We start from the raw sequence: 22,586 nt of genomic DNA, 5'->3' as shown, positions 1-22,586 counted from the left end.
TCCCCGGAATAATCCACACAGAATCTCCTTCCGGTCGTTGAAACCTTCCGCAAAAAACGCTATAATATGAGACAGTGATAAAAGGCGAAGAATAGAAACAGTGGAAGAGAGGAAGCGGGAATGGCATTTGCCCATTTACATGTACATACAGAATACAGTCTGTTAGACGGTTCAAATAAAATAAAAGAATATGTGGAGAAAATCAAGGCACTTGGCATGACAGCAGGGGCGATTACCGACCATGGTGTTATGTATGGTGTCATTGATTTCTATAAGGCAGCCAGGGAGGCGGGAATTAACCCGGTTCTTGGCTGTGAAGTCTATGTGGCTCCCGGCTCCAGATTAGACCGTGAGATGGTACATGGAGAGGACAGATACTATCATCTTGTGCTTCTGGCAGAGAATAACACAGGCTATAGCAATCTGATGAAAATTGTATCCAAAGGCTTTGTGGAGGGATACTATTATAAGCCGCGTGTGGACATGGAAGTGTTAGAAAAATACCATGAGGGAATCATTGCCCTAAGTGCCTGTCTGGCAGGTGAAGTACAGCGTAATCTGGTACGTGGAATGTATGAAGAAGCAAAAGAAGTAGCTTACCGCTATGAACGCTGTTTTGGAAAAGGCAATTTCTTTTTAGAGCTGCAGGATCATGGAATTCCGGAGCAGAAGCTGGTAAACCAGCAGCTTCTTCGCATGAGTCAGGAGACCGGAATTGAGCTGGTAGCAACCAATGACGTGCATTACACCAATGCAGAGGATGCAGAGCCTCATGACATCCTGCTCTGCCTTCAGACCGGAAAAAAATTAGCGGACGAAGACAGAATGCGTTATGAAGGCGGACAGTATTATGTCAAATCCGAAGAGGAAATGAAATCACTTTTTCCATATGCACTGCAGGCACTGGAAAATACCCAGAAGATTGCAGACCGCTGTCATGTGGAAATTGAATTCGGACATACCAAGGTGCCGCATTTTGAGGTGCCGGAAGGCTATGATTCCTGGACTTATTTAAATAAATTGTGTCATGAAGGACTGGATAAGCGGTATGGAGCCGATGCACCAAAATATTTACAGAAATTAGATGACGAGCTTGCCGTTATTAAAAATATGGGATATGTGGACTATTTCCTGATTGTGTGGGACTTTATTCATTATGCGAGAGAGCATGATATTATGGTGGGACCGGGACGAGGCAGTGCCGCAGGAAGCCTTGTTTCTTACACCACCGGAATTACAGATATTGACCCGGTTCGTTACAATCTGATTTTTGAGCGTTTCTTAAATCCGGAACGTGTATCTATGCCCGATATTGATGTGGACTTCTGCTTTGAACGAAGACAGGAAGTTATTGATTATGTGGTAGAAAAATATGGCAAGGACTGTGTGACACAGATTGTAACCTTTGGTACGCTGGCAGCCCGTGGAGTAATCCGTGATGTGGGGCGTGTCATGGATTTGCCTTATAATTTTGTGGATACGATTGCCAAGGCAATTCCAAATGAACTGGGAATTACCATTGATAAGGCACTGATGATGAACCCGGAGCTCCGGGGCATGTATGAATCTGACGAGTCGGTAAAGAAACTTATCGATATGTCAAGAAGATTAGAAGGTCTGCCGAGGCATACGTCCATGCATGCGGCAGGCGTAGTAATCAGCCAGAAACCAATGGATGAATATGTTCCGTTGTCAAGAGCATCCGATGGCACCATAACCACACAGTTTACCATGACTACCATTGAAGAATTAGGACTTCTGAAAATGGATTTCTTAGGACTCCGGACACTGACTGTAATCCAGAATGCAGTCCGTCTTGCAGAAAAGAGCAGCGGTAAGAAAATCGATATGAATGCCATCGACTATAACGATAAGAAAGTGTTAGACTCTCTTGGAACCGGTAAAACCGATGGTGTATTCCAGTTAGAAAGTGCCGGAATGAAGAACTTCATGAAGGAGTTAAAGCCACAGAGCTTAGAGGATGTTATCGCAGGCATTTCTCTTTACCGTCCGGGTCCAATGGACTTTATTCCGGCTTATATCAAGGGAAAAGACCACCCGGAAAGCATTACCTATGACTGCCCGGAATTGGAACCGATTCTGGCGCCGACCTATGGCTGTATCGTATATCAGGAACAGGTTATGCAGATTGTACGTGACCTCGCCGGTTATACATGGGGCAGATCTGACCTGGTGCGCCGTGCCATGTCTAAGAAAAAGGGCAAGGTAATGGAGCAGGAGCGGAAGAACTTTGTCTATGGTAATCCGGAGGAAAATGTTCCGGGCTGTATTGCAAGAGGAATCGATGAGAAAGTGGCAAACAAGATTTATGATAACATGATTGACTTTGCCAAATACGCATTTAATAAATCCCATGCGGCAGCTTATGCAGTGGTTGCATATCAGACCGCATATTTGAAATACTATTATCCGGTAGAGTTTATGGCAGCATTAATGACATCAGTCTTAGACAATACTTCCAAAGTCTCAGAATATATCTACACCTGCCGCCAGATGGGAATCGCAATTCTGCCGCCGGATATCAATGAAGGCGAGGGTGGTTTCTCCGTATCCGGACAGGCAATCCGCTATGGACTTTCTGCCATTAAGAGTATCGGAAGACCGGTGATTGATGCCATTGTGGAGGAGCGTAAAATCCGTGGACCGTTTACCACGTTAAAGGATTTTATTACAAGACTTTCCGGAAGAGAAGTGAATAAACGGACCATAGAAAACTTTATCAAAGCGGGAGCCTTAGACGGACTGGAAGGAAACCGCCGTCAGAAGATGATGATATACGGTTCTCTTTTGGATGCACTGAATCAGGAAAAGAAGACCACAATGGCTGGTCAGATGACACTTTTTGATATTGCACCGGAAGAGGACAAGGCAGAGTATGAAATCAAGCTTCCGAATGTAGAAGAGTATGACAAAGAAGTGCTTCTTGGCTTTGAAAAGGAAGTTCTGGGCATATATATCAGCGGACATCCGCTGGAAGAATATATGGAGCGTTTAAAGAAGAATACCAATGCCGTTACCACAGACTTTGTACTGGATGAAGAGACCGGAACCCTTAAGGTATCGGATGGCGTAAAGGTGCGTATCGGTGGAATGATTACCGATAAAGTCATCAAGTATACCAAGAGTAATAAGGCAATGGCATTTATTACGTTAGAAGATCTGGTGGGAACAGTGGAAATCATCATTTTCCCGAAGGATTATGAGCGTTATGCAAAATATCTTGAAAATGATGCCAAAGTATTTGTGGAAGGCCGTGTAACTGCAGAAGAAGACCGTAACGGCAAGCTTATTTGTGAGAAAATCATTTCCTTTGATGAAGTGAAACGGGAGCTGTGGCTGCAGTTTCCAAGTAAGAGCGATTTCGAAGAAAAAGAAGGTGCTCTTTATGGAAAAATGATGGATGCCGATGGCTCAGAGCATGTCGTTATTTATCTTGCAGCAGAAAAACAGATGAAGCGTCTGCCGGAAAACAGAAATGTTGCAATTACAAAAGAGCTTTTAGAAGAACTTGGGAATTTCTTAGGTAAAGACAATGTAAAAGTTGTAGAAAAGTCGTTGTAGCCATTGCAAAACCACAGTTTAAGGATTAGAATAAAAATGATTGGATAAAGAACAAAGAGAAGTGTTTACATATAGGAGGTAACAGGGAATGTCAAAAGAAATTCAGACAATTGGTGTTTTAACCAGTGGCGGGGATGCTCCGGGCATGAACGCTGCTATCCGTGCGGTAGTAAGGGAAGCTATTGCAAAGGGAAAGAAAGTAAAAGGAATTAAGAGAGGTTATGCAGGTCTTTTGCAGGAAGAGATTATTGATATGGAAGCAAAAGATGTAGCAGACATTATCCAGAGAGGTGGAACAATTTTACAGACTGCACGTTGTCAGGAATTCGTAACACCGGAAGGACAGCAGAAGGGTGCTGAAATCTGCAGAAAACATGGCATTGATGGAATTATTGTAATCGGTGGAGACGGTTCCTTTAAGGGCGCACAGAAGCTGGCAGCACTTGGAATCAACACCATCGGATTACCGGGAACCATTGACCTTGATATTTCCTGTACCGATTATACCATCGGTTTTGATACCGCAGTAAATACTGCCATGGAAGCCATTGATAAGGTACGTGATACCTCAACCTCCCATGAGCGCTGCTCCATCATTGAAGTAATGGGCAGAGGTGCAGGCTACATTGCACTGTGGTGTGGTATTGCCAATGGAGCAGAGGATATCCTGCTTCCAGAGAAATATGATTATGACGAGCAGAAGCTTGTAAATAATATTATAGAGAACAGAAAACGTGGAAAGCAGCATCATATTATTGTAAATGCAGAAGGTATCGGTCATTCCGCAAGCATGGCAAAGAGAATTGAAGCAGCAACCGGAGTTGAAACCAGAGCAACCATCTTAGGACACATGCAGCGTGGTGGAAGCCCGACCTGTAAAGACCGTGTTTATGCATCTACCATGGGATGCATTGCCGTAGATTTGCTGTGCGAAGGCAAATCCAACCGTCTTGTAGCATATAAAAATGGTGAATTCGTAGATTATGATATTGACGAGGCACTGGCAATGACCAAATCCATTCCGGAATATCAGTATGAAATCTGTAGAAATCTTTCCAGATAGGATGTTATTATGATTACCAGTACAGCAAATCCGCAGGTAAAAAATTTAATTCAGTTAGTAAAAAAAGCCAAAGTTCGTAATGAACAGAGGCTTTTTGTTGTGGAAGGAATCCGTATGTTCCGGGAAATCCCGGAAGGCTGGCTTGATAGAATTTATGTTTCCGAGCATTTCATGGAAGAGGAATCCCATGTAAAAGTTCTGCAGGGGAAAAATTATGAAGTACTTGCCAATCATGTGTTTGAAAGTGTGTCCGATACCAAGACACCGCAGGGAATCCTTTGTCTTGTGAAAATGCCGGATTATACCCTAGAAGAAGTAATACCAAAGGAAAATGCCCATCTTCTGATTCTTGAAAGTATTCAGGATCCGGGTAATTTAGGCACGATGTTCCGGACCGGAGAGGGAGCGGGAATCAGCGGAATTATCATGAACCGCACCACTGTAGATGTTTTTAATCCAAAGACCATCCGCTCCACTATGGGCAGTATCTTTCGCGTACCATTTTTCGTGACGGAAAACCTGCAGGATATATTGATGCAGTTAAAGTCCCGGAAAATAAAGCTTTACAGTGCCCATCTGCAGGGCAGTGTTTCTTATGAGGAGCCGGATTATAAAGAACCCACAGGCTTTTTAATTGGAAATGAAGGAAATGGATTATCGGATGAGATTGCCAGAATGGCAGATACCTATATCCACATTCCAATGGCAGGAAAAGTAGAATCACTGAATGCAGCAATTGCGGCAACACTGCTGATGTATGAGGCAGCACGTCAGAGGAGGTAAGGGATGTTCCGGTTATGGGCAAAAGAATTTAAAGACAATCATATGTTAAAGGATACCACCATCTGTGATGACTCCGGGGATACCAGAACCCATAAGGTGTTCCGGGCATTAGATGAGGTGTGCTATACCTTTGATTTGGGAAAACCAATCTGGTTAGACCGCAATGTGGATGAATTTAAGCGGCATGCAAAGACCAGGTTTTATCAGGATAATTTTGTGGAAGAAATTGAATTTGATTTTTTGGAAATTCATGTGATTGAAGAGGATTAAGTAACTGTGTCAGGAGGAAAGAAAATGGAAGGGCAGATGCGCCGGGATACCATCATTAAGATGCTGGGGGAGAAGGGAAAACCTTTGTCCGGAACAGAATTGGCAAAAGAATTAGGAGTCAGCCGTCAGGTGATTGTACAGGATATTGCATTGCTTCGTGCAGTAAATAAGAATATTTTAAGCACCAACAAAGGCTATGTGCTCTATGACCCTTCGGAAGAGATACAGAAAGCAAGAAGAACCATTGCAGTAAGCCACAGTGATGAACAGACACAGGATGAGCTTTATACCATCGTGGATTTCGGTGGAAAAGTCTTAGACGTCGTAATCGAGCATGATATTTACGGACAGATAACGGTGGATCTGATTTTAAAGAGCCGTCAGGATGTGGACGAATTTATTGCAAAGGTTGCAAAGAGCAAGGCAAAGCCGCTTAAGACACTGACCGGAAATAAACACTTTCATACCGTAGAAGCAGATTCAGAACAATTACTTGACATCATAGAAGAAAAATTACGGGAAAAAGGCTACGCAAGATAACAGCTTGACTTTTTTTCTCGATATGGTAAACTACTCCTTGACTGACAAGACAACTGACAAGACAGCTAAAGTCAAGGAGGAAGAAAATGGAAAAGATAAAAGCGTTCTTAAAACGCAAAAATATTATTATCTCAGCAAAAAGATATGGCATTGATGCATTAGGTGCAATGGCACAAGGTCTTTTTGCTTCTCTTTTAATTGGAACAATTATCAGTACAATTGGTGAGCAGGCTGGCATCCAGCTTCTGGTGGACATCGGTGGATATGCCAAAGCAGCAACCGGTCCGGCAATGGCAATCTCCATTGGTTTTGCTTTGCAGTGTCCGCCACTGGTGCTTTTTTCACTGGCAGCCGTCGGTGTGGCCGCAAATACCCTGGGTGGAGCAGGCGGACCGCTGGCAGTATTGATTGTCACCATCTTTGCAGCCGAATTCGGTAAAGCAGTATCCAAAGAAACCAAAATTGATATTATCGTTACTCCGTTTGTAACCATTTTCATCGGAGCAGGCTTATCCATCTGGTGGGCACCGGCAATCGGAGCCGCAGCCAGTGCAGTAGGAAATGCCATTATGTGGGCAACCGAATTGCAGCCGTTCTTTATGGGAATTTTAGTCTCTGTAATTGTAGGTATCGCACTGACGCTGCCAATCAGCAGTGCTGCAATCTGTGCAGCTTTGGGACTGACCGGACTGGCAGGAGGAGCTGCAGTAGCAGGATGCTGTGCTAACATGGTAGGTTTTGCAGTACTAAGCTTCCGGGAAAATAAATGGGGCGGACTTTTCGCACAGGGAATCGGAACTTCCATGTTACAGATGGGAAATATCGTGCGGAATCCAAGAATCTGGCTTCCGGCAATTTTAAGCTCCGCCATAACAGGTCCAATAGCAACCTGCGTCTTCCATCTTCAGATGAACGGTGCAGCCGTAGCATCCGGAATGGGAACCTGTGGACTGGTTGGTCAGATTGGTATTTATACTGGCTGGATTAATGATATTGCATCCGGCACCAAGGCAGCCATTACACCAATGGACTGGATTGGAATGCTGTTAGTATGCTTCATTTTACCGGGTGTTTTAACCTGGGCATTCGGTCTGTTCTTCCGTAAGATTGGCTGGATCAAAGAAAATGATTTGAAGCTTGATTTATAAGAAAGATTTAAGAAAATATAGATAAAAGTTATACCATAAGAAAACAAAAGCAATACCTCTTGTGCATAATTATTAAAAATTGATAAAAATTTAACTAATAACAAGCATATTATACAAAGATGTGCTATACTAAAGTTAGATTGTTCTTGCATATATTATAACTTACGAGGAAAATTTCGAAAATATAAAAAGGTTATTTTCCGCAGTAGATGCATGGAGGAGTAGAAAATGGAATCACCAATTGAAGTGACAGAAGGTGTAGATGGTTGGAATACCATAATCTTTCTTTATAATTCTGCATTAAAAGAAGTTGGAACCAAGCTTGAAATATTAAATGATGAATTTCAGCATGTACATCAGTACAATCCGATAGAATATATAAAGCGGCGGATTAAGACGCCGGAGAGTATCGTAAAGAAGCTGAAACGATATGGTTACGAGAGTACCATTGATAATATGGTCAATTATGTAAATGACATTGCAGGAATCCGTATTGTATGTTCCTTTACTTCTGATATTTATCGTATGGCAGAGATGATTGGAAAGCAGAATGACCTTACCGTGGTATCGGTAAAGGATTATATCAAGCATCCGAAGGAAAGCGGCTATAAGAGTTATCATATGTTGGTTACGGTGCCGATTTTCTTATCAGACCGTGTAGTGGATACAAAGGTTGAGATTCAGATACGGACCATTGCCATGGACTTCTGGGCGAGTCTTGAACATAAGATATATTACAAATTCGAAGGAAATGCACCGGAATATATCAGTAAAGATTTACGGGAGTGTGCAGAAATTGTTTCTATGCTGGATGCAAAGATGTTATCCTTGAACGAAGCAATTCTAGAGGCAAAGGCAGCACAGGAAGCGGAGCTTTTGCGGGAAGAAAAAGATAGAGCGGATAAAGAAAAATAAAAGAAGCTGCCGGTTTGGCAGCTTCTTTTTTACGCGAGTAGCGAGAAAAATCGCATGCTTGCGTGCAGATTTGGCGAGCACCGCGATAACTCGAGAAACTCGCAAAGCGTGTTTCTCGTAGTTGCAAGTGGCTTAAAAATGATTTAATCGTCTTCACCATTCATCCAGCTATCAAATTTTTCTAATACTTTATCATAGGTCTGCTGGGAAATATCAGGAAGCTTTCCACCCCAGGCTTTGGTAGCCTGATCGAAGCCCTTTTTAAAAGCATCTGCTAATTCCTGGGCTTTGGACTTATCATTACCGGATAATGCTTTTGCAAAATCTAAAATACGGTCAGAGGTCTGGTTTACACCCCAGTATCCGTCTTCTGCAATATCAGCCTGTGCCTGAGCCTTTACATCAGCAGAAACGGTGAAGTTACCACCTGCAAGGAAAGACCACATATCATCGGCTTTGCCAATGGCTGCGCCCTGTTTGCTCATCATCTGTTCTACAATTCCGCGAAGCTGTGAAATACGGCTGTCAGAATCAGCTTTCATCTTTGCAATGAGAGCAGAGTTCTGTGTCTTTTGGGAAGAACTGCTCTTGTCGCTGGAGCCTTTTTCATAGATAACACCGGTAGAGGTGTCATTCTTCGAAGATTCGGTCTTCTTAGAAGAAACTTTGGAATCTGTGGCAACAGTGGATGCAGCAGATACATAATTGTTAATAGAATTAATTGCCATAATCTTAACCCTCCTTGGTCAAATGCTTACTAAGTATCCATTCTTAGTCTTATTCATATATTTTATCGGTAAGAATGGGACAAAATATAAGAGGAAGAATTGACCTTTTTTAGAAAAAATGATAACATAAATTTGTATCATGTATACAAAATACAGGAGAAAAACAATGGACGAACTTGCAGTAAAAGCACTGGCAAAAATAAATCTTGGATTGGACGTATTACGTCGGAGAGAAGATGGGTATCATGAAGTAAAGATGGTTATGCAGACCATTCATTTATATGACCAGCTTCATCTTAAGAAAATAGAGTCTGGCATACATTTAGAGACAAATCTTGGATTTCTTCCGGTAGATGAAAGTAATCTGGCTTACCGGGCAGCGAGACTTATGAAAGAAAAATATCAGATTGAAGAAGGCATTGATATCCGGCTGAATAAGCGGATTCCTGTTGCTGCCGGGATGGCAGGTGGAAGCACGGATGCCGCAGGTGTGCTTTATGGAATCAATGAATTATTCAATCTTGGAATAAAGCGGAAAGAACTGATGGAGCTGGGCGTTCAGATTGGGGCTGACGTACCGTATTGCATCATGCGTGGTACAGCCTTGGCAGAAGGCATTGGAGAAAAATTAACTTCACTGCCACCGATGGTGAAGTGTCCGGTAGTGATTGCCAAACCGCAGGTCAGTGTATCTACTAAATATGTCTATGAGAATCTGAAGCTGGATGAGCATACACAGCATCCTGACATTGATGCCTTAATACAGAATATCCGCACAAAGGATTTGCCGGCAATTGCAGGTAGTATGGGAAATCTTTTAGAAACGGTTACTGCAAAAAAGTATCCGGAGATAGAGAAGATAAAAGAACTGATGCGGGAAAATGGTGCATTGAATGCCATGATGAGTGGAAGTGGCCCGACAGTATTTGGACTTTTTGATGAACTGGAAACAGCAAAAATGGCAGCAGCGATTGTACGTCAGAGCGGGCTCGCAAGGCAGGTCTTTGTAACAGATATTTATAATAATAGAAGATAAGAACATGCTCTTTATAAAAAAGGGTTGGAGGGTTAATATATGACAGATAATCTGGAATTAAATATGAATGCATATCTTCCTTTGCGAGATGTTGTATTTAATACACTTCGTGAGGCAATATTAAAAGGAGAATTAAAACCGGGTGAAAGACTGATGGAGCTGCAGCTGGCATCTAAGCTTGGAGTCAGCCGGACTCCGATTCGTGAGGCCATCCGGATGTTAGAGCAGGAGGGGCTTGCTGTAACCGTACCGAGAAGAGGAGCCGAGGTTGCCCGCATGACAGAAAAGGACATGGAAGATGTGTTACAAATCCGGGCAGCTTTAGATGAACTGGCAGTGCAGCTTGCAACAGAACAGATTACAGATGAACAGTTTGATGCATTAGAACAGGCAAGACAGAACTTTGAAAATTCTTTAAAAAGTGATGATGTAAAAGAAATTGCACAGGCAGATGTAGCATTTCATGATGCAATTTATGATGCTACCGGAAATGCAAAACTGGTATCCATGCTGAACAATCTGCGGGAGCAGATGTATCGTTACCGTGTAGAATATTTAAAGGACGAGACGATTTATCCGAGATTATTAAAGGAACATAAGGATATTGCAGAGAGTCTTCGCAGAAAGGACAAGTCTCGTGCTTCAGAAACCATGCGGGAGCATGTGAAGAATCAGGCAGAAGCAGTCAAAGATATGATCCGTCAGCAGGAACAAGACCAATAGCATAAAGAAACAGGAATAAAAAAGCAAAATACGGAAACACTAAGGACAGACCGCACAGGGTCTGTCCTTTTTGCATATGCACAGGTGACTGGAAAATCGCATGCTTATATGCAGAGCTGGCGGACATCCGATACTATAAAAATTATGCCAAGGAGTTGATTTATGCAGCAGAAAGAAGAGAACATCGCAGGGCACACTGCAAAGCATATCGCAGGACACACTGCAGAACATACAACAGAACGTAATGCAGAATACAATGATGAAATTACAACCAGTTTGCAGGAAAATGCTGCACGTTTTCAGAAGATATTTTCCGGGTGTGCGGATATTAAAATGCGAACCATGAAGATTGGACAGAAGCAGCAGATTGCGTGTATGGCAGCATACATAGAGGTAACCGGTGGTGGAGCAATTTTTGAGAAATATCTCGTTGGCAGGCTTTTAAACGAATTGTGTCATTATAATGAAAAAGAAGTCTATGAGCGGCTGTCGCAGAATGCCCTTGGCTTATCGGATGTTACGCCTTTTGATACTTTTTCGGATGCAGCAGCAGGTCTTTTGACCGGAGATACCATTCTATTTATAGATGGCTATGATAAAGCGTTAAAGATTCCGGATAAGGGATACCCTTCTATGGGGATTTCGGAAGTAAATTCAGAAAAGGTAATCCGGGGCTCCAATGAAGGATTTACCGAGTCCGTAAAAGCGAATACGGCATTAGTACGTAAAAGGATTCGTTCTCCGAAAGTAAAGGTAAAAGAGAAAAAGATAGGGCTGCGCAGTAAGACCAATGTGGATTTGATGTATATGGAGGATTTGATTTATCCCGGAGTTTTAGAGGAGGTAGAAAAGCGGCTTGACGGATTTGAAATTGACGGAGTCTTAGACAGTGGAATCATTGAACAGCTTACAGAAGAAAAATGGTATTCTCCATTTCCGCAGTTTCAGACTACACAGCGGCCGGACCGGGCAGCCATGGCAATTTTAGAGGGAAGGGTAGTGCTGATTGCGGATAATTCACCAATTGCACTGATTCTGCCGACGGATTATAACTCCTTCATACAGACCAGTGATGACTATTACAACCGCTGGGAAATTGCATCATTGGGAAGAATTTTACGTTTTCTGGCTTCTTTTTTTGCCATGACATTACCGGGACTGTATCTTGCGGTCTGTAATTTTCATACACAGATACTGCCGACGAAATTGCTGTTATCCTTTGCTGCAGCAAGACAAGGAGTGCCGTTTCCCGGGGGGGTAGAGGTGCTTTTGATGGAGTTATCCTTTGAACTGTTGCGGGAAGCAGGCGTACGCCTTCCGGGAGCTATGGGGAATACCATAGGAATTGTCGGTGGGCTGATTATCGGACAGGCGGCGGTGGAAGCAAATCTGGTCAGTCCTATCGTGGTAATTGTGGTGGCATTTACAGCACTGTGTTCCTTTGCGGTACCCAATGAAGAATTTGCAACAGCATTTCGCATCTTGAAATTTTTCTTTATTGCCATGTGTGCGTGGCTGGGCTTTTTCGGCTTTTTGATGGCTTTACTTGCGGTACTCATTCATCTGTCGCATCTTAAGAGTTTTGGCATTCCATATCTGATGCCCTTTGTAGGCGCAGATGTAACGGATTATCAGGATGAGCGGGACAGTCTGCTGCGTCTGCCATTATATCAATTGCGGCACAGACCGGTTTTTGCGAGACGCCACAATCGTCTGCGGCTTAGGAGGAAAAAGTAATTATGTTTTCAGAAAATCAGAGAATATCAGAGAGGCAGATGGCAAGGCTCCTGATTTTTGATATGTGCGGAATCAGTACGCTGCTGCTTCCCGGACTGTTAGGAAAAATGCTTGGGACAGACGGCGTATTTGCTATATTGCTGGGAGCAGTGCCGGTGTATCTATTTACCTTTCTTCCGGAGCTGCTACAGGAAAAGCGGAAAAGCAGTAATACCAGAAATGGCAGTAATACCAGCAATATCAGCAATATCAGTAATATCGGGAAAAGTTATCCGGAGATTTTAAAAAAACAAGGCAATGGTTTTATTCGTATTTTTGCATTGTTAGTCTATACAGTCGAGGGAATTCTGCTGGCGGGCTATGGCTTATTTCTTTTAAGTGACCTGATGGTGAGTGAATTGTTAAAGGACAGTTCATTTGTGCTGGCAGCAGTTTTACTAATGCTTTTATGTGGCTATGGAATCTGGCAGGGCATCGAAGGGCGTGCCCGGGTGTATGAAATCCTGTTCTGGTTTATATTCCTTCCACTTATTTTAATGCTGCTTCTGGCAACAAAGGATGTCAATACGATTTACTGGACTCCGGTAATGGTACATTCCTGGGGAAACTTTGTTAAAGGGACAGCGGCAGTTGTGCTTCTGTATGGCACAATGGCATTTGTTTTGTTTTTACAGCCCTATCTTGCAGAAAATGTCCGTGTAGGACGAACATGCCGGAAAAGCCTTTGTGTTACAGTGATTTTTAATGCTGCAATCTATCTGATTACGCTTGGCATCTTTGGCAGTGGCATGCTGCCGAAAATGAAATATCCGGCAATTACATTAATGAGCATGATAAAACTGCCAGGCGGTTTCTTCGAACGGCAGGATGCCTTTATGGTAGCAATCTGGTTCTTTACAATTTACGCATTTATCAATACCGGAATGTTTTATGCCTCGGATTTGCTGAAAGCTGTATGGCAAAAGGAAGGGCACCAAAAAGCGGATGGGAAAAATGAAGCGATTCAGGGAAAAGCCGATGCGAAAAGTATAGAAAAATTGATAATACCAATTGTAATGGTTCTTACATTTGCAGTCACATTACTTTTTTACCGGCTACCGGAGTGGAAAATAATGTTTATATGGATTCAGGCAATTGCATTTCTTCCGTTGACGGTAATTCTTCCGCTGTGCATTGGAGAGATAAGGAAATGCCGGGAAAAGGGATAGTGAAAAGGGATAGTGAAAAAGGATAGCGGAAAAAATGGTGGAAAGGAGCAGCAGTATGAAAAATAGAATCGTGACAATTGTTTCCATGATATTTTTGGCAGTCTTATGCCTTGGCGGCTGTGGAAATACAGAGTTGGAAGAACGGAATTTTCCATTGGCAGCAGCGGTGACTTTGACAAAGGAGAACTATCAGATGGCATTTGGCTTTGAGCAGCTTAAGGATGTGGCAGATGAGAAAAGCGAAAAAGAGAATACATCGGTACTTCTGGCGGAAGGAAAAGACTGCATGGAGCTGTTTTTACATGCAGATGGGGAAAATCCTGGAGAGATGGATTATAACCATTTAAAGGCACTGATTCTAAACCGGTCGCTTTTAGAGGATGAAAAGCGGCTGGGGGCATTTCTTGGGTATCTGGAAGAGGAAAATCTTTTTTCAAGGAATACGCTGCTTTTTGTTACGGAGGATGAACCGGATCAGGTGATGGAGATGGATACAGTTTTAAAAGAGCCGGTAGGAACTTATCTGAATGAAAGAATTGCCTCGGATGAACGTTTTAAGGACAGTGAGGCAGTTACCCTGGGCAGCCTGTTCCGGATATGTGAAAATGAGAACGAAAATCTGTGGATTCCCTATATTAACTGTGCAGAAGATAAAATGATACTGGAAAAATATTATCTGATGCAGGGCAGGACGGCAGCAGGCAAAGTGGACCGGGAAACGGGAGAACTGGCTTTGCTCTCAGAGCAGAAGATGAAAAGCTACAGCATTTCACTTGAAGATGCAGAAAGTGTAACACTTAGTAATTTATGCTGCAGCTATGCTTTTACGGAGCAGAATGGCCAGGTGACGGAAACCGTTACAATAAAGGCGGATGGAAAGTATCAGGGCAACAGGGAACTGCTGCAGAAAACAAAGCACAGGGATGAAAAATTGGAAGACATTCATACAGACAGTCAGGATGAAAATGCACTGCTGGAAGTGGAAGCAGAAATAGAGCAGACTTTGGAAGAAAAGATGGATGCCATGACAGAAAAATTGCAACAGAATCAGAATGCAGATGGAACAAACAGTTATTATAAATTAGGGGCATATGCAAGGGATATTTATTTGCAGTTTCAGAAGGATTGGAGCGGTTACCGGAAAAACCTGACAGTGGAATATCATTGGGATGTCACGCTGGTGACATCTCCGTAGGATGCTGGACACCCGGTTACACTGGTAACATTGGAAACATCTTTGTAAGATGTCTGGTTCTGGTGATGCGGATGGCAGCCGATTATTTCTTAAGTTAATTTATTAATTTGACTTAGATTGGGCAAAAACAGAAAGATTACATTACTTTTTGCCCAAAATGAGTTGCAGAAGGAAGCATAGTCTTTGTTATTTACTTCTGATTGGGTAAAAAGACTTCATTTTTCTAGAATCTTACCCAAACCGAGAGAACTTCGGAGATAACAGCAGAGGAGATTGGGCAAAAAAGAGTCATTTTTCTTAAATTATACCCAAATCAACTTCACCAGCGACTTTTGAGAGAAAAGTCGCAAACTCAACCGTGTCCCTAAAAAGAAAAGTTACAAACTCAACCGTGTCCCTAAAAAGAAAAGTTACAAGCTCAGCCGCATCCCACCAAGAAAAATTTACAACCCCACCACATTTCTACATAAAATTTTCTCCCCCAAAAAGTTATCAAAATGTATAGAAAAAATTTTTTCGGTTATATTCCAGATAGAAAGTCAGAATGGTATGGCTAAAGAAAGCGTAGCAAGGAAAAGAAGAAACAAGAAATCAGAAACATGAAAAGGAGTTTTAAGATGAAAGAATATAACCGAAAAAAATTGTATTTAAAAAGAGCGTTGTTCTATGGCATGCTGTTATTACTGTTGGTATTTACGGTGGACAGTGCGAAAAAGGCTTATGAGGGGCGAAGAATGCAGGAGGACATTGCAGAAAAGATTCTGCGTTTCCATGTCAGGGCAAACAGTGATGGGGAAGCAGATCAGGCACTGAAGCTTAAGGTGCGGGATGCTGTTGGAAAAGAAATGGGAGAACTTTTGCAGGATGCTAAGACAGCCGAAGAAAGCAGCCGGATTGCAAGAGAACACTTCCCAGAAATTATACATATTGCAAAAGAAGTCATCCGGCAGGAGGGCTATGATTATCCGGTAGAGGTGAAATTATCTTCCGTGGAGTTCCCGGTAAAGACCTATGGCAGTTATACGTTCCCGGCGGGAACTTATCAGGCACTGGAAGTGATTATCGGAGCAGGCATGGGACATAACTGGTGGTGTGTCATGTATCCGAATATGTGCTTTGAAGGAAGTGTCTATGAGGTTGTGGATGGTAAATCAGAAAAGGTATTGAAGGATACCTTGAGTGAGACGGAATATCAGTCTCTGATGGAAGAGAAGAATTATAAGATTTCATGGAAATGGCTGGATTTCTGGGATAAATAGTGCTATACTGACCTGGATTTCTATAGAAGGAGCGGATTAGATGACAAAAGATGTAATTGTATCAATCAGCGGATTACAGATGCCGGCAGAAGGAGAAGCAGAGCCGGTTGAAGTGATTACAGTAGGGGATTATTACCAGAAAAACGGAAAACATTATGTGCTGTATGAAGAAGTAAATGAAGGTTTTGAAGGAAGCACAAAGAATATAATCAAGATGCAGGAAAACTGTATTGATATTACAAAAAAAGGAGTTTCCAATGTACACATGGTCTTTGAAAAGAACCGGAAAAATATGTCTTATTATGGAACGCCATTTGGAAATCTTCTGGTTGGAATTGATGCAAAGGATATTAAAGTGGAAGAGACAGAACATTGTATTGATGTGCAGATAGATTATGCATTGGAGGTAAACTATGAGCATCTGGCAGACTGTACAATTAAGATGAAGATTGCATCAAAAGAAAAAGGCGAATTCAGTCTTACGTAGCTGGATGTATAAAAATAGAGCTGGGTGAAAACCCAGCTCTATTTTTATTTTATTTACCAGCTTTTTCTTTTAATTTTGCCATAAAGCCTTTTTTCTTTTTGGCAGGTGCTTCGATAGGACCACGCATTCCTTTTACTGCGGTAATGTAAAGCCCGCTGACAGTAGCTTTTACTTCCTTCTTAACCGGAACGGAATCAAAAATCTGTCCGTCACAGATTAAAGTCATAACCTTTGGACCAACCTTTGCTTTGACGATTGGAAGTTTGGAACGGCGGAGCATTTTCGGAGTCTGGGCAATGACATTTGCCGGAAGACCGGAATCTTTAAGCCGCATCTTCTTCTTATCGATAATCAGCATGGAAATGGTCTGTGCTGCTGCTGCAATCTGGGCATCCTGTTCTTCTTTCTTTTTCTGAGCTCGTTTGCCCACAAAATAAAGAACAATCAGGGCAATAATCATAATAATCAGTATTGTTAATAATACAATCGCAAATTTTGGCACGATGAAAACCTCCTTAAGTAAAATCCAAATATGATTGTATCATTGATTGGCGGGATTGACAACCTGCAAATGCGAAAAATTCTATGAAATGCTTTTATTTTCGGTGAAAATGTGGTATCTTTAGAAAGTATGACTGACTGGAAAAATCCAGCCTTTGAATGAAAGACAGAAGGGAAATAAATATGAAGAAGAAAATAGTAGCAGTATTGTTATGCCTGACACTGGCATTTTCAGTAACTGGCTGTGGAAAAGACAAGAAAAGTGAATCGGTAGAGAATACAGAGAGCACAGAAGTGGTATCCAGTGCGGCAATTGATTTTGACCCGCTTGATTATGTGGAACTGGGCGATTATATGGGATTGTCAGTAGCTTTGACAGACGATTATTCCGTAAGTGATGATGATGTGAAGACTTTTATTGAGAATAGCGTAATTACCAACTATCCATACTATGTAGATACGGATAAAACAGTGGTAGAGGATGGAGATGCTGTAAATATCGATTATGAAGGATTAAAAGATGGTGTGGCATTCAGCGGTGGAACTGCAACAGATACGGTCTTAGAGATTGGAAGCAATACGTTTATTGACGGCTTCGAAGAAGGACTGATTGGTGCAAAAGTAGGGGATAAAGTAACCTTGAATCTTACATTCCCGGAAAGCTATAAAAATACAGACCTGGCAGGACAGGCGGTTGTGTTTAATGTAACCATCAATAAAATTGTTGAGAAACAGGATATTACTTATGACAATATGACAGATGAATATGTGGCATATGTCAATGCTAAGGCCAGCCTTGGCTATGATACGGTAGATGAGATGAAGGCAGATGCACGCAATTATATGGAATCTTCTAAGGAATCCTCCAAGAAATCTGCAATCCGTTCTGCAGTAATGGACAAGTTAGGAGAGGTATGTACCGTAAAGGAAATTCCGGATGGACTTCTGGATGCCCGTATGGAAGAGGTAATGGCACAGTATGAATCCTATTACTGCAGCGATGGAAGCAGCCTTAAGGATTATGTGGAAAATACAGCAAATCAGGATTATGATGAATTTGTAAGCAATGTAACTGACGAAGTGACATCAGATCTTAAGACACAGATGATTTTAGAGGCAATTGCAGAAAAGGAAGGCATTGAGTTTGACCAGGATGGCTTTGACAGCTACGTTGGAAATCTTATGAGCAATTACAGCTACAGCGATGAATCCACATTATACAAATCATATGGATTGAACGCAGACAGCGGAAAAGAATATTTAAAGAAAGTATATGTATGCAATCTGGCACTTCAGAAAGTAGTTGACAGTGCAACTGTTGAAGATGAGGCAGGAACAGAAAATGTTACAGATACTGAATTAAATACAGAAAACTAAAAAGGATTAGAAAATTTTTTATCTAAGGGGGATAGAAAAATGGAACTTGTTGACATCAGAGATTTATTTCACCATCAGGAAGATTATGTAGGTAAGAAGATTACCGTCGGAGGCTGGGTAAGAAGTAACCGTAATTCTAAAAACTTCGGATTTATCGTAGTAAATGACGGAACTTTCTTTGAGCCACTGCAGGTAGTATATGCAGACGGACTGGAGAATTTTCAGGAGCTTACCAAAATTAATGTGGGCGCAGCTATTGTTGTTACCGGAGTGCTGGAAGCTACACCGGAAGCAAAGCAGCCATTTGAAATTCAGGCAGAGGAAATCATAATTGAAGGCGCATCTGCACCGGATTATCCGTTACAGAAGAAACGCCACAGCTTCGAATATTTAAGAACCATTTCACATTTAAGACCACGTACCAATACCTTTGAGGCAGTATTCCGTGTGCGTTCCCTGATTGCATATGCAATTCATAAGTTCTTCCAGGAGAGGGACTTTGTCTATGTACACACTCCGCTGATTACCGGAAGTGACTGTGAGGGTGCCGGGGAAATGTTCCAGGTTACTACCATGGACTTAAATAACATTCCACACAAGGAAGACGGAAGCATTGATTATACACAGGATTTCTTTGGAAAACCAACCAATCTTACCGTAAGTGGACAGTTAAACGGAGAGACCTTTGCACTGGCGTTCAAAAATATTTATACCTTTGGACCAACCTTCAGGGCGGAGAATTCCAATACTACAAGACATGCTGCAGAGTTCTGGATGATTGAGCCGGAAATCGCATTTGCAGATCTGGAAGATGACATGGTACTGGCGGAGAGTATGCTGAAATATATTATTTCCTATGTTATGGAACATGCACCGGAAGAAATGCAGTTCTTTAATTCCTTTGTAGACAAGGGACTGATTGAACGGCTGAATAATGTATTACATTCCGATTTTGCAAGAGTGACTTATACAGAAGCCATTGAACTTCTGGAGAAGAATAATGATAAATTTGATTACAAGGTATCCTGGGGCTGTGACCTTCAGACCGAGCATGAGCGTTTCTTAACCGAGCAGGTTTTCAAGAGACCGGTATTCGTAACAGATTATCCAAAGGAAATCAAAGCCTTCTATATGAAACTCAATGAAGATGGCAAGACAGTTGCAGCAGTTGATTGTCTGGTGCCAGGAATCGGAGAAATTATCGGAGGAAGCCAGAGAGAGGATGACTACGATAAATTATTAGAAAGAATCCATGAACTTGGATTAAAAGAGGAAGATTACAGCTTCTATCTTGATTTACGTAAATATGGTTCTGCAAGACATGCAGGCTTCGGACTTGGATTTGAAAGATGCGTCATGTATCTTACCGGTATGGCAAACATCCGTGATGTCATTCCGTTCCCAAGAACCGTTAACACCTGTGAATTGTAAGAGCAGCAGGTTATAAAAGAAGTATATAGAAGAAGGGCGTATGAAAAAACTTTCGTTTTTTCATACGCCCTTCTTTTGAATCATGGATTGATTTTATATAAGATAAATAAAGGGAGGTATTTTGCTTAACCCATAATTACTTCAACAGTAACTTCTTTCTTAGACGGATCAAATGGAATCATATTGCCATCAACAATAACACCATCTACAGTAAGAACCTTGACACCTTTCTGTACGCCAGTTGGATTCTTTACCTGAATGTGATAAGTTACACCACGGAAATCACGTTTTGCGGTAAAGCCGGATAAAGTAGATGGAATACATGGGTCAATTACAAGACCATCATAATCCGGACGGATACCTAAGATATACTGGGATACATCAAGGAAGGTCCATGCAGCAGTACCGGTAAGCCAGCTGTTCTTTGCTTCACCGAAGTTTGGAGCATCTTTTCCGGCAATCATCTGAGAGTACACATATGGTTCAGTGCGGTGAATTTCGCTGATATCTTCGATATAAGCAGGACAGGTTCTGGTGTATACCTGCCATGCACGGTCGCCACGTCCAACGACTGTTTCTGCAATGGAAATCCATGGATTGTTGTGACAGAAGATACCTGCATTTTCTTTGTATCCAGGTGGATAGGAAGAAATTTCACCGAGCTCTACATGGTATTTGTGATAAGGTGGCTGCAGCAGTACAATACCGTATTTGGTATCTAAGTATTTTTCAACAGACTGCATTGCCTGAAGACAATTGCCTTCTTTCAGGCCGATTTCGGCCATAACACAGAATCCCTGCGGCTCGATAAAGATTTTACCGTCGTCACATTCTTTGGAACCGATTTTCTGTTTGTAGTGGTCGTAAGCTCTTAAGAACCATTCGCCATCCCAGCCGGCATCAAGAACGGTTTTTTCCATGGAAGCAATTGCTTCTTCCGCTTCTTTGGCTTCTTCTTCCAGACCTTTGTGTTTGCAGATTTCTACATAATCTTTACCATATTTTACAAACATGCCTGCGATAAATACAGATTCTGCATTTGGCCCCTCAGATGGTCCAAAGGTCTGGAAGGATTCACCCGGCTCTTCTGAGAAGCAGTTTAAGTTCAGACAGTCATTCCAGTCAGCACGTCCAATCAGAGGAAGTCCATGTGGTCCTAAGTGTGTTCTGGTATAGTTGAAGGAACGTCTTAAATGTTCCATAAAATCGGTTGATTTGCTTTCGTCATTATCATAAGGAGTGATTTCATCTAAAATGGAGTAATCTCCGGTCTCCTTGATATAAGCAGCAGTACCGGCAATGAGCCATAACGGGTCATCATTGAATCCGCTTCCAATATCAGCATTTCCTTTTTTGGTAAGTGGCTGATACTGATGGTAAGCACTTCCATCCTCAAACTGGGTGGATGCGATATCTAAAATACGCTGTCTTGCACGGTCCGGAATCAGATGAACAAATCCTAAAAGATCCTGACAGGAATCACGGAAGCCCATGCCTCGTCCAATTCCGGATTCGAAATAGGAAGCGGAACGTGACATATTAAAGGTAACCATACACTGATATTGATGCCAGATGTTTACCATACGGTCTAACTTCTCTTCAGAAGAAGATACGGTAAAGTGGTTTAAAAGGTTATTCCAGTATTCTTTTAATTCTGCTAAAGCAGCGTCAGCTTTTTCTGTGGTATCAAAACGTTTTAATAATTCTTCTGCCGGTTTTCTGTTGATGCATCCGTTTTCAGCAGGACCATCCCATTTCTCGGCAACCGGATTCTCTACATAACCCAGTACAAAAACAAAGGATTTTGATTCGCCCGGTGCAAGAGAAACCTTGATATGGTGGGAACCAATCGGAGACCAGCCGCTTGCTACAGAGTTCTTAGAGGTTCCGTTTATGACAACTTCCGGCGCGGAATTTTCGCCATAAGCACCAAGGAAAGATTCACGGTCGGTATCGAATCCGGCAAGCTGGGTATTTACAGCATATACCGCATAATGATTACGGCGTTCGCGGTATTCTGTCTTATGATAAAGGGCAGAGCCGTGAATTTCCACTTCACCGGTACTGAAGTTACGCTGGAAGTTTGTCATATCATCCATGGCATTCCACAGACAGAATTCTACATAAGAGAATACGGAAATTTCTTTGTGTTCACTGCCGTGGTTGGTCAGTGTCAGTTTGTTAATCTCACAGGTATTTCCCATAGGAACAAACATGGTCAGCTCTGCGGATAACTGATTTTTGCTTCCTTCAAAAACAGAGTAGCCTAATCCATGCCGGCACTGATAGGAATCTAATTCAGTCTTGGCTGGCATCCATCCCGGATTCCAGATGGTGTCACCGTCTTTGATATAGTAATAATGTCCATTGCTGTCATAAGGAATATTGTTGTAACGATATCTTGTAAGACGAAGGAGCTTGGCATCTTTATAGAAACTGTATCCTCCACAGGTGTTAGAAACCAGTGAAAAGAAATCTTCACATCCTAAATAGTTGATCCATGGAAGTGGAGTCTTTGGGGAAGTGATGACATATTCTTTCGCTGCATCATCGAAATGTCCAAATTTCATAATTAAATAACCTCCTTAAATGCAATAAGCTCG

19 protein-coding genes are annotated in these 22,586 nt (G+C 42.1%); 16 read left to right on the top strand and 3 right to left on the bottom strand.

Translation table 11 applies throughout. The features are described from left to right. Positions 1-120: 120 nt before the first annotated feature. From LKD41_RS03475 to LKD41_RS03445, 7 genes are all read left to right on the top strand, one after another. On the top strand, positions 121-3,582 hold the full coding sequence (locus LKD41_RS03475) for a DNA polymerase III subunit alpha (protein WP_227700396.1): 3,462 nt from the start codon (positions 121-123) through the stop codon (positions 3,580-3,582). 88 nt (positions 3,583-3,670) lie between these two features. Next, on the top strand, positions 3,671-4,645 hold the full coding sequence (gene pfkA / locus LKD41_RS03470; protein ID WP_117841732.1) for a 6-phosphofructokinase: 975 nt from the start codon (positions 3,671-3,673) through the stop codon (positions 4,643-4,645). A 9-nt stretch (positions 4,646-4,654) separates the two neighbouring features. Beyond that, positions 4,655-5,428: a TrmH family RNA methyltransferase gene (locus tag LKD41_RS03465; protein WP_117841733.1), complete on the top strand. Its 774-nt coding sequence runs from the start codon at positions 4,655-4,657 to the stop codon at positions 5,426-5,428. A gap of 3 nt (positions 5,429-5,431) precedes the next feature. Next, a complete protein-coding gene (locus LKD41_RS03460; RefSeq protein ID WP_022242313.1) occupies positions 5,432-5,698 on the top strand; it encodes a hypothetical protein in 267 nt (88 codons plus the stop codon). 24 nt (positions 5,699-5,722) lie between these two features. Further along, positions 5,723-6,238 (top strand): transcription repressor NadR, encoded by a 516-nt coding sequence (locus tag LKD41_RS03455; RefSeq protein WP_227700395.1) that lies wholly within the window; start codon positions 5,723-5,725, stop codon positions 6,236-6,238. A gap of 86 nt (positions 6,239-6,324) precedes the next feature. Beyond that, entirely contained in the window at positions 6,325-7,386 is a 1,062-nt protein-coding gene (locus LKD41_RS03450) for a PTS transporter subunit IIC (RefSeq protein WP_117697982.1), read from the top strand. A 228-nt stretch (positions 7,387-7,614) separates the two neighbouring features. Next, complete coding sequence (locus LKD41_RS03445) at positions 7,615-8,301, top strand: GTP pyrophosphokinase (protein WP_227700394.1); 687 nt, start codon at positions 7,615-7,617, stop codon at positions 8,299-8,301. A 143-nt stretch (positions 8,302-8,444) separates the two neighbouring features. Here LKD41_RS03445 and LKD41_RS03440 read toward each other — a convergent pair whose 3' ends face one another. Further along, complete coding sequence (locus tag LKD41_RS03440) at positions 8,445-9,029, bottom strand: hypothetical protein (protein WP_022243716.1); 585 nt, start codon at positions 9,027-9,029, stop codon at positions 8,445-8,447. A 166-nt stretch (positions 9,030-9,195) separates the two neighbouring features. Between LKD41_RS03440 and ispE the strand changes: the two genes are divergently transcribed. The 7 genes from ispE (at position 9,196) to LKD41_RS03405 (ending at position 16,674) form a co-directional block, all read left to right on the top strand. Continuing rightward, positions 9,196-10,065 carry a 4-(cytidine 5'-diphospho)-2-C-methyl-D-erythritol kinase gene (gene ispE / locus LKD41_RS03435; protein WP_022243715.1) on the top strand — a complete coding sequence of 290 codons (870 nt, stop codon included), beginning with the start codon at positions 9,196-9,198 and terminating at the stop codon, positions 10,063-10,065. A gap of 39 nt (positions 10,066-10,104) precedes the next feature. Continuing rightward, complete coding sequence (locus LKD41_RS03430) at positions 10,105-10,788, top strand: GntR family transcriptional regulator (protein WP_227700393.1); 684 nt, start codon at positions 10,105-10,107, stop codon at positions 10,786-10,788. 162 nt (positions 10,789-10,950) lie between these two features. Then, positions 10,951-12,525, top strand: coding sequence for a spore germination protein (locus tag LKD41_RS03425; protein ID WP_227700392.1), 1,575 nt, complete (start codon positions 10,951-10,953; stop codon positions 12,523-12,525). 2 nt (positions 12,526-12,527) lie between these two features. After that, the gene (locus LKD41_RS03420; protein ID WP_227700391.1) at positions 12,528-13,733 is read left to right on the top strand and encodes a GerAB/ArcD/ProY family transporter; all 1,206 of its coding nucleotides are present in this window, start codon (positions 12,528-12,530) and stop codon (positions 13,731-13,733) included. A 55-nt stretch (positions 13,734-13,788) separates the two neighbouring features. After that, on the top strand, positions 13,789-14,928 hold the full coding sequence (locus LKD41_RS03415) for a Ger(x)C family spore germination protein (RefSeq protein WP_227700390.1): 1,140 nt from the start codon (positions 13,789-13,791) through the stop codon (positions 14,926-14,928). A gap of 617 nt (positions 14,929-15,545) precedes the next feature. Then, positions 15,546-16,187: a stage II sporulation protein R gene (gene spoIIR, locus LKD41_RS03410; RefSeq protein WP_022243710.1), complete on the top strand. Its 642-nt coding sequence runs from the start codon at positions 15,546-15,548 to the stop codon at positions 16,185-16,187. A gap of 40 nt (positions 16,188-16,227) precedes the next feature. Then, a complete protein-coding gene (locus tag LKD41_RS03405; RefSeq protein ID WP_227700389.1) occupies positions 16,228-16,674 on the top strand; it encodes a DUF1934 domain-containing protein in 447 nt (148 codons plus the stop codon). Between the two features lie 49 nt (positions 16,675-16,723). Here the strand turns inward: LKD41_RS03405 and LKD41_RS03400 are convergent, their stop codons facing one another. After that, positions 16,724-17,134: a hypothetical protein gene (locus LKD41_RS03400; protein ID WP_117698024.1), complete on the bottom strand. Its 411-nt coding sequence runs from the start codon at positions 17,132-17,134 to the stop codon at positions 16,724-16,726. Between the two features lie 224 nt (positions 17,135-17,358). Between LKD41_RS03400 and tig the strand changes: the two genes are divergently transcribed. Both tig and asnS read left to right on the top strand, forming a co-directional pair. After that, complete coding sequence (tig, locus tag LKD41_RS03395) at positions 17,359-18,552, top strand: trigger factor (protein ID WP_227700388.1); 1,194 nt, start codon at positions 17,359-17,361, stop codon at positions 18,550-18,552. A gap of 39 nt (positions 18,553-18,591) precedes the next feature. Further along, the gene (gene asnS / locus LKD41_RS03390; protein WP_022243706.1) at positions 18,592-19,983 is read left to right on the top strand and encodes an asparagine--tRNA ligase; all 1,392 of its coding nucleotides are present in this window, start codon (positions 18,592-18,594) and stop codon (positions 19,981-19,983) included. A gap of 125 nt (positions 19,984-20,108) precedes the next feature. Here asnS and LKD41_RS03385 read toward each other — a convergent pair whose 3' ends face one another. Further along, on the bottom strand, positions 20,109-22,553 hold the full coding sequence (locus LKD41_RS03385) for a GH36-type glycosyl hydrolase domain-containing protein (protein WP_227700387.1): 2,445 nt from the start codon (positions 22,551-22,553) through the stop codon (positions 20,109-20,111). Positions 22,554-22,586: the final 33 nt, after the last annotated feature.

Origin of the sequence: Roseburia sp. CLA-AA-H209 (assembly GCF_020687575.1) — a bacterium.
Taxonomy (GTDB): Bacteria; Bacillota; Clostridia; order Lachnospirales; family Lachnospiraceae; genus Roseburia_C; species Roseburia_C amylophila.
The sequence above is the reverse complement of the archived record's forward strand: the minus strand, read 5'-3'. Positions and strand labels throughout refer to the sequence as shown.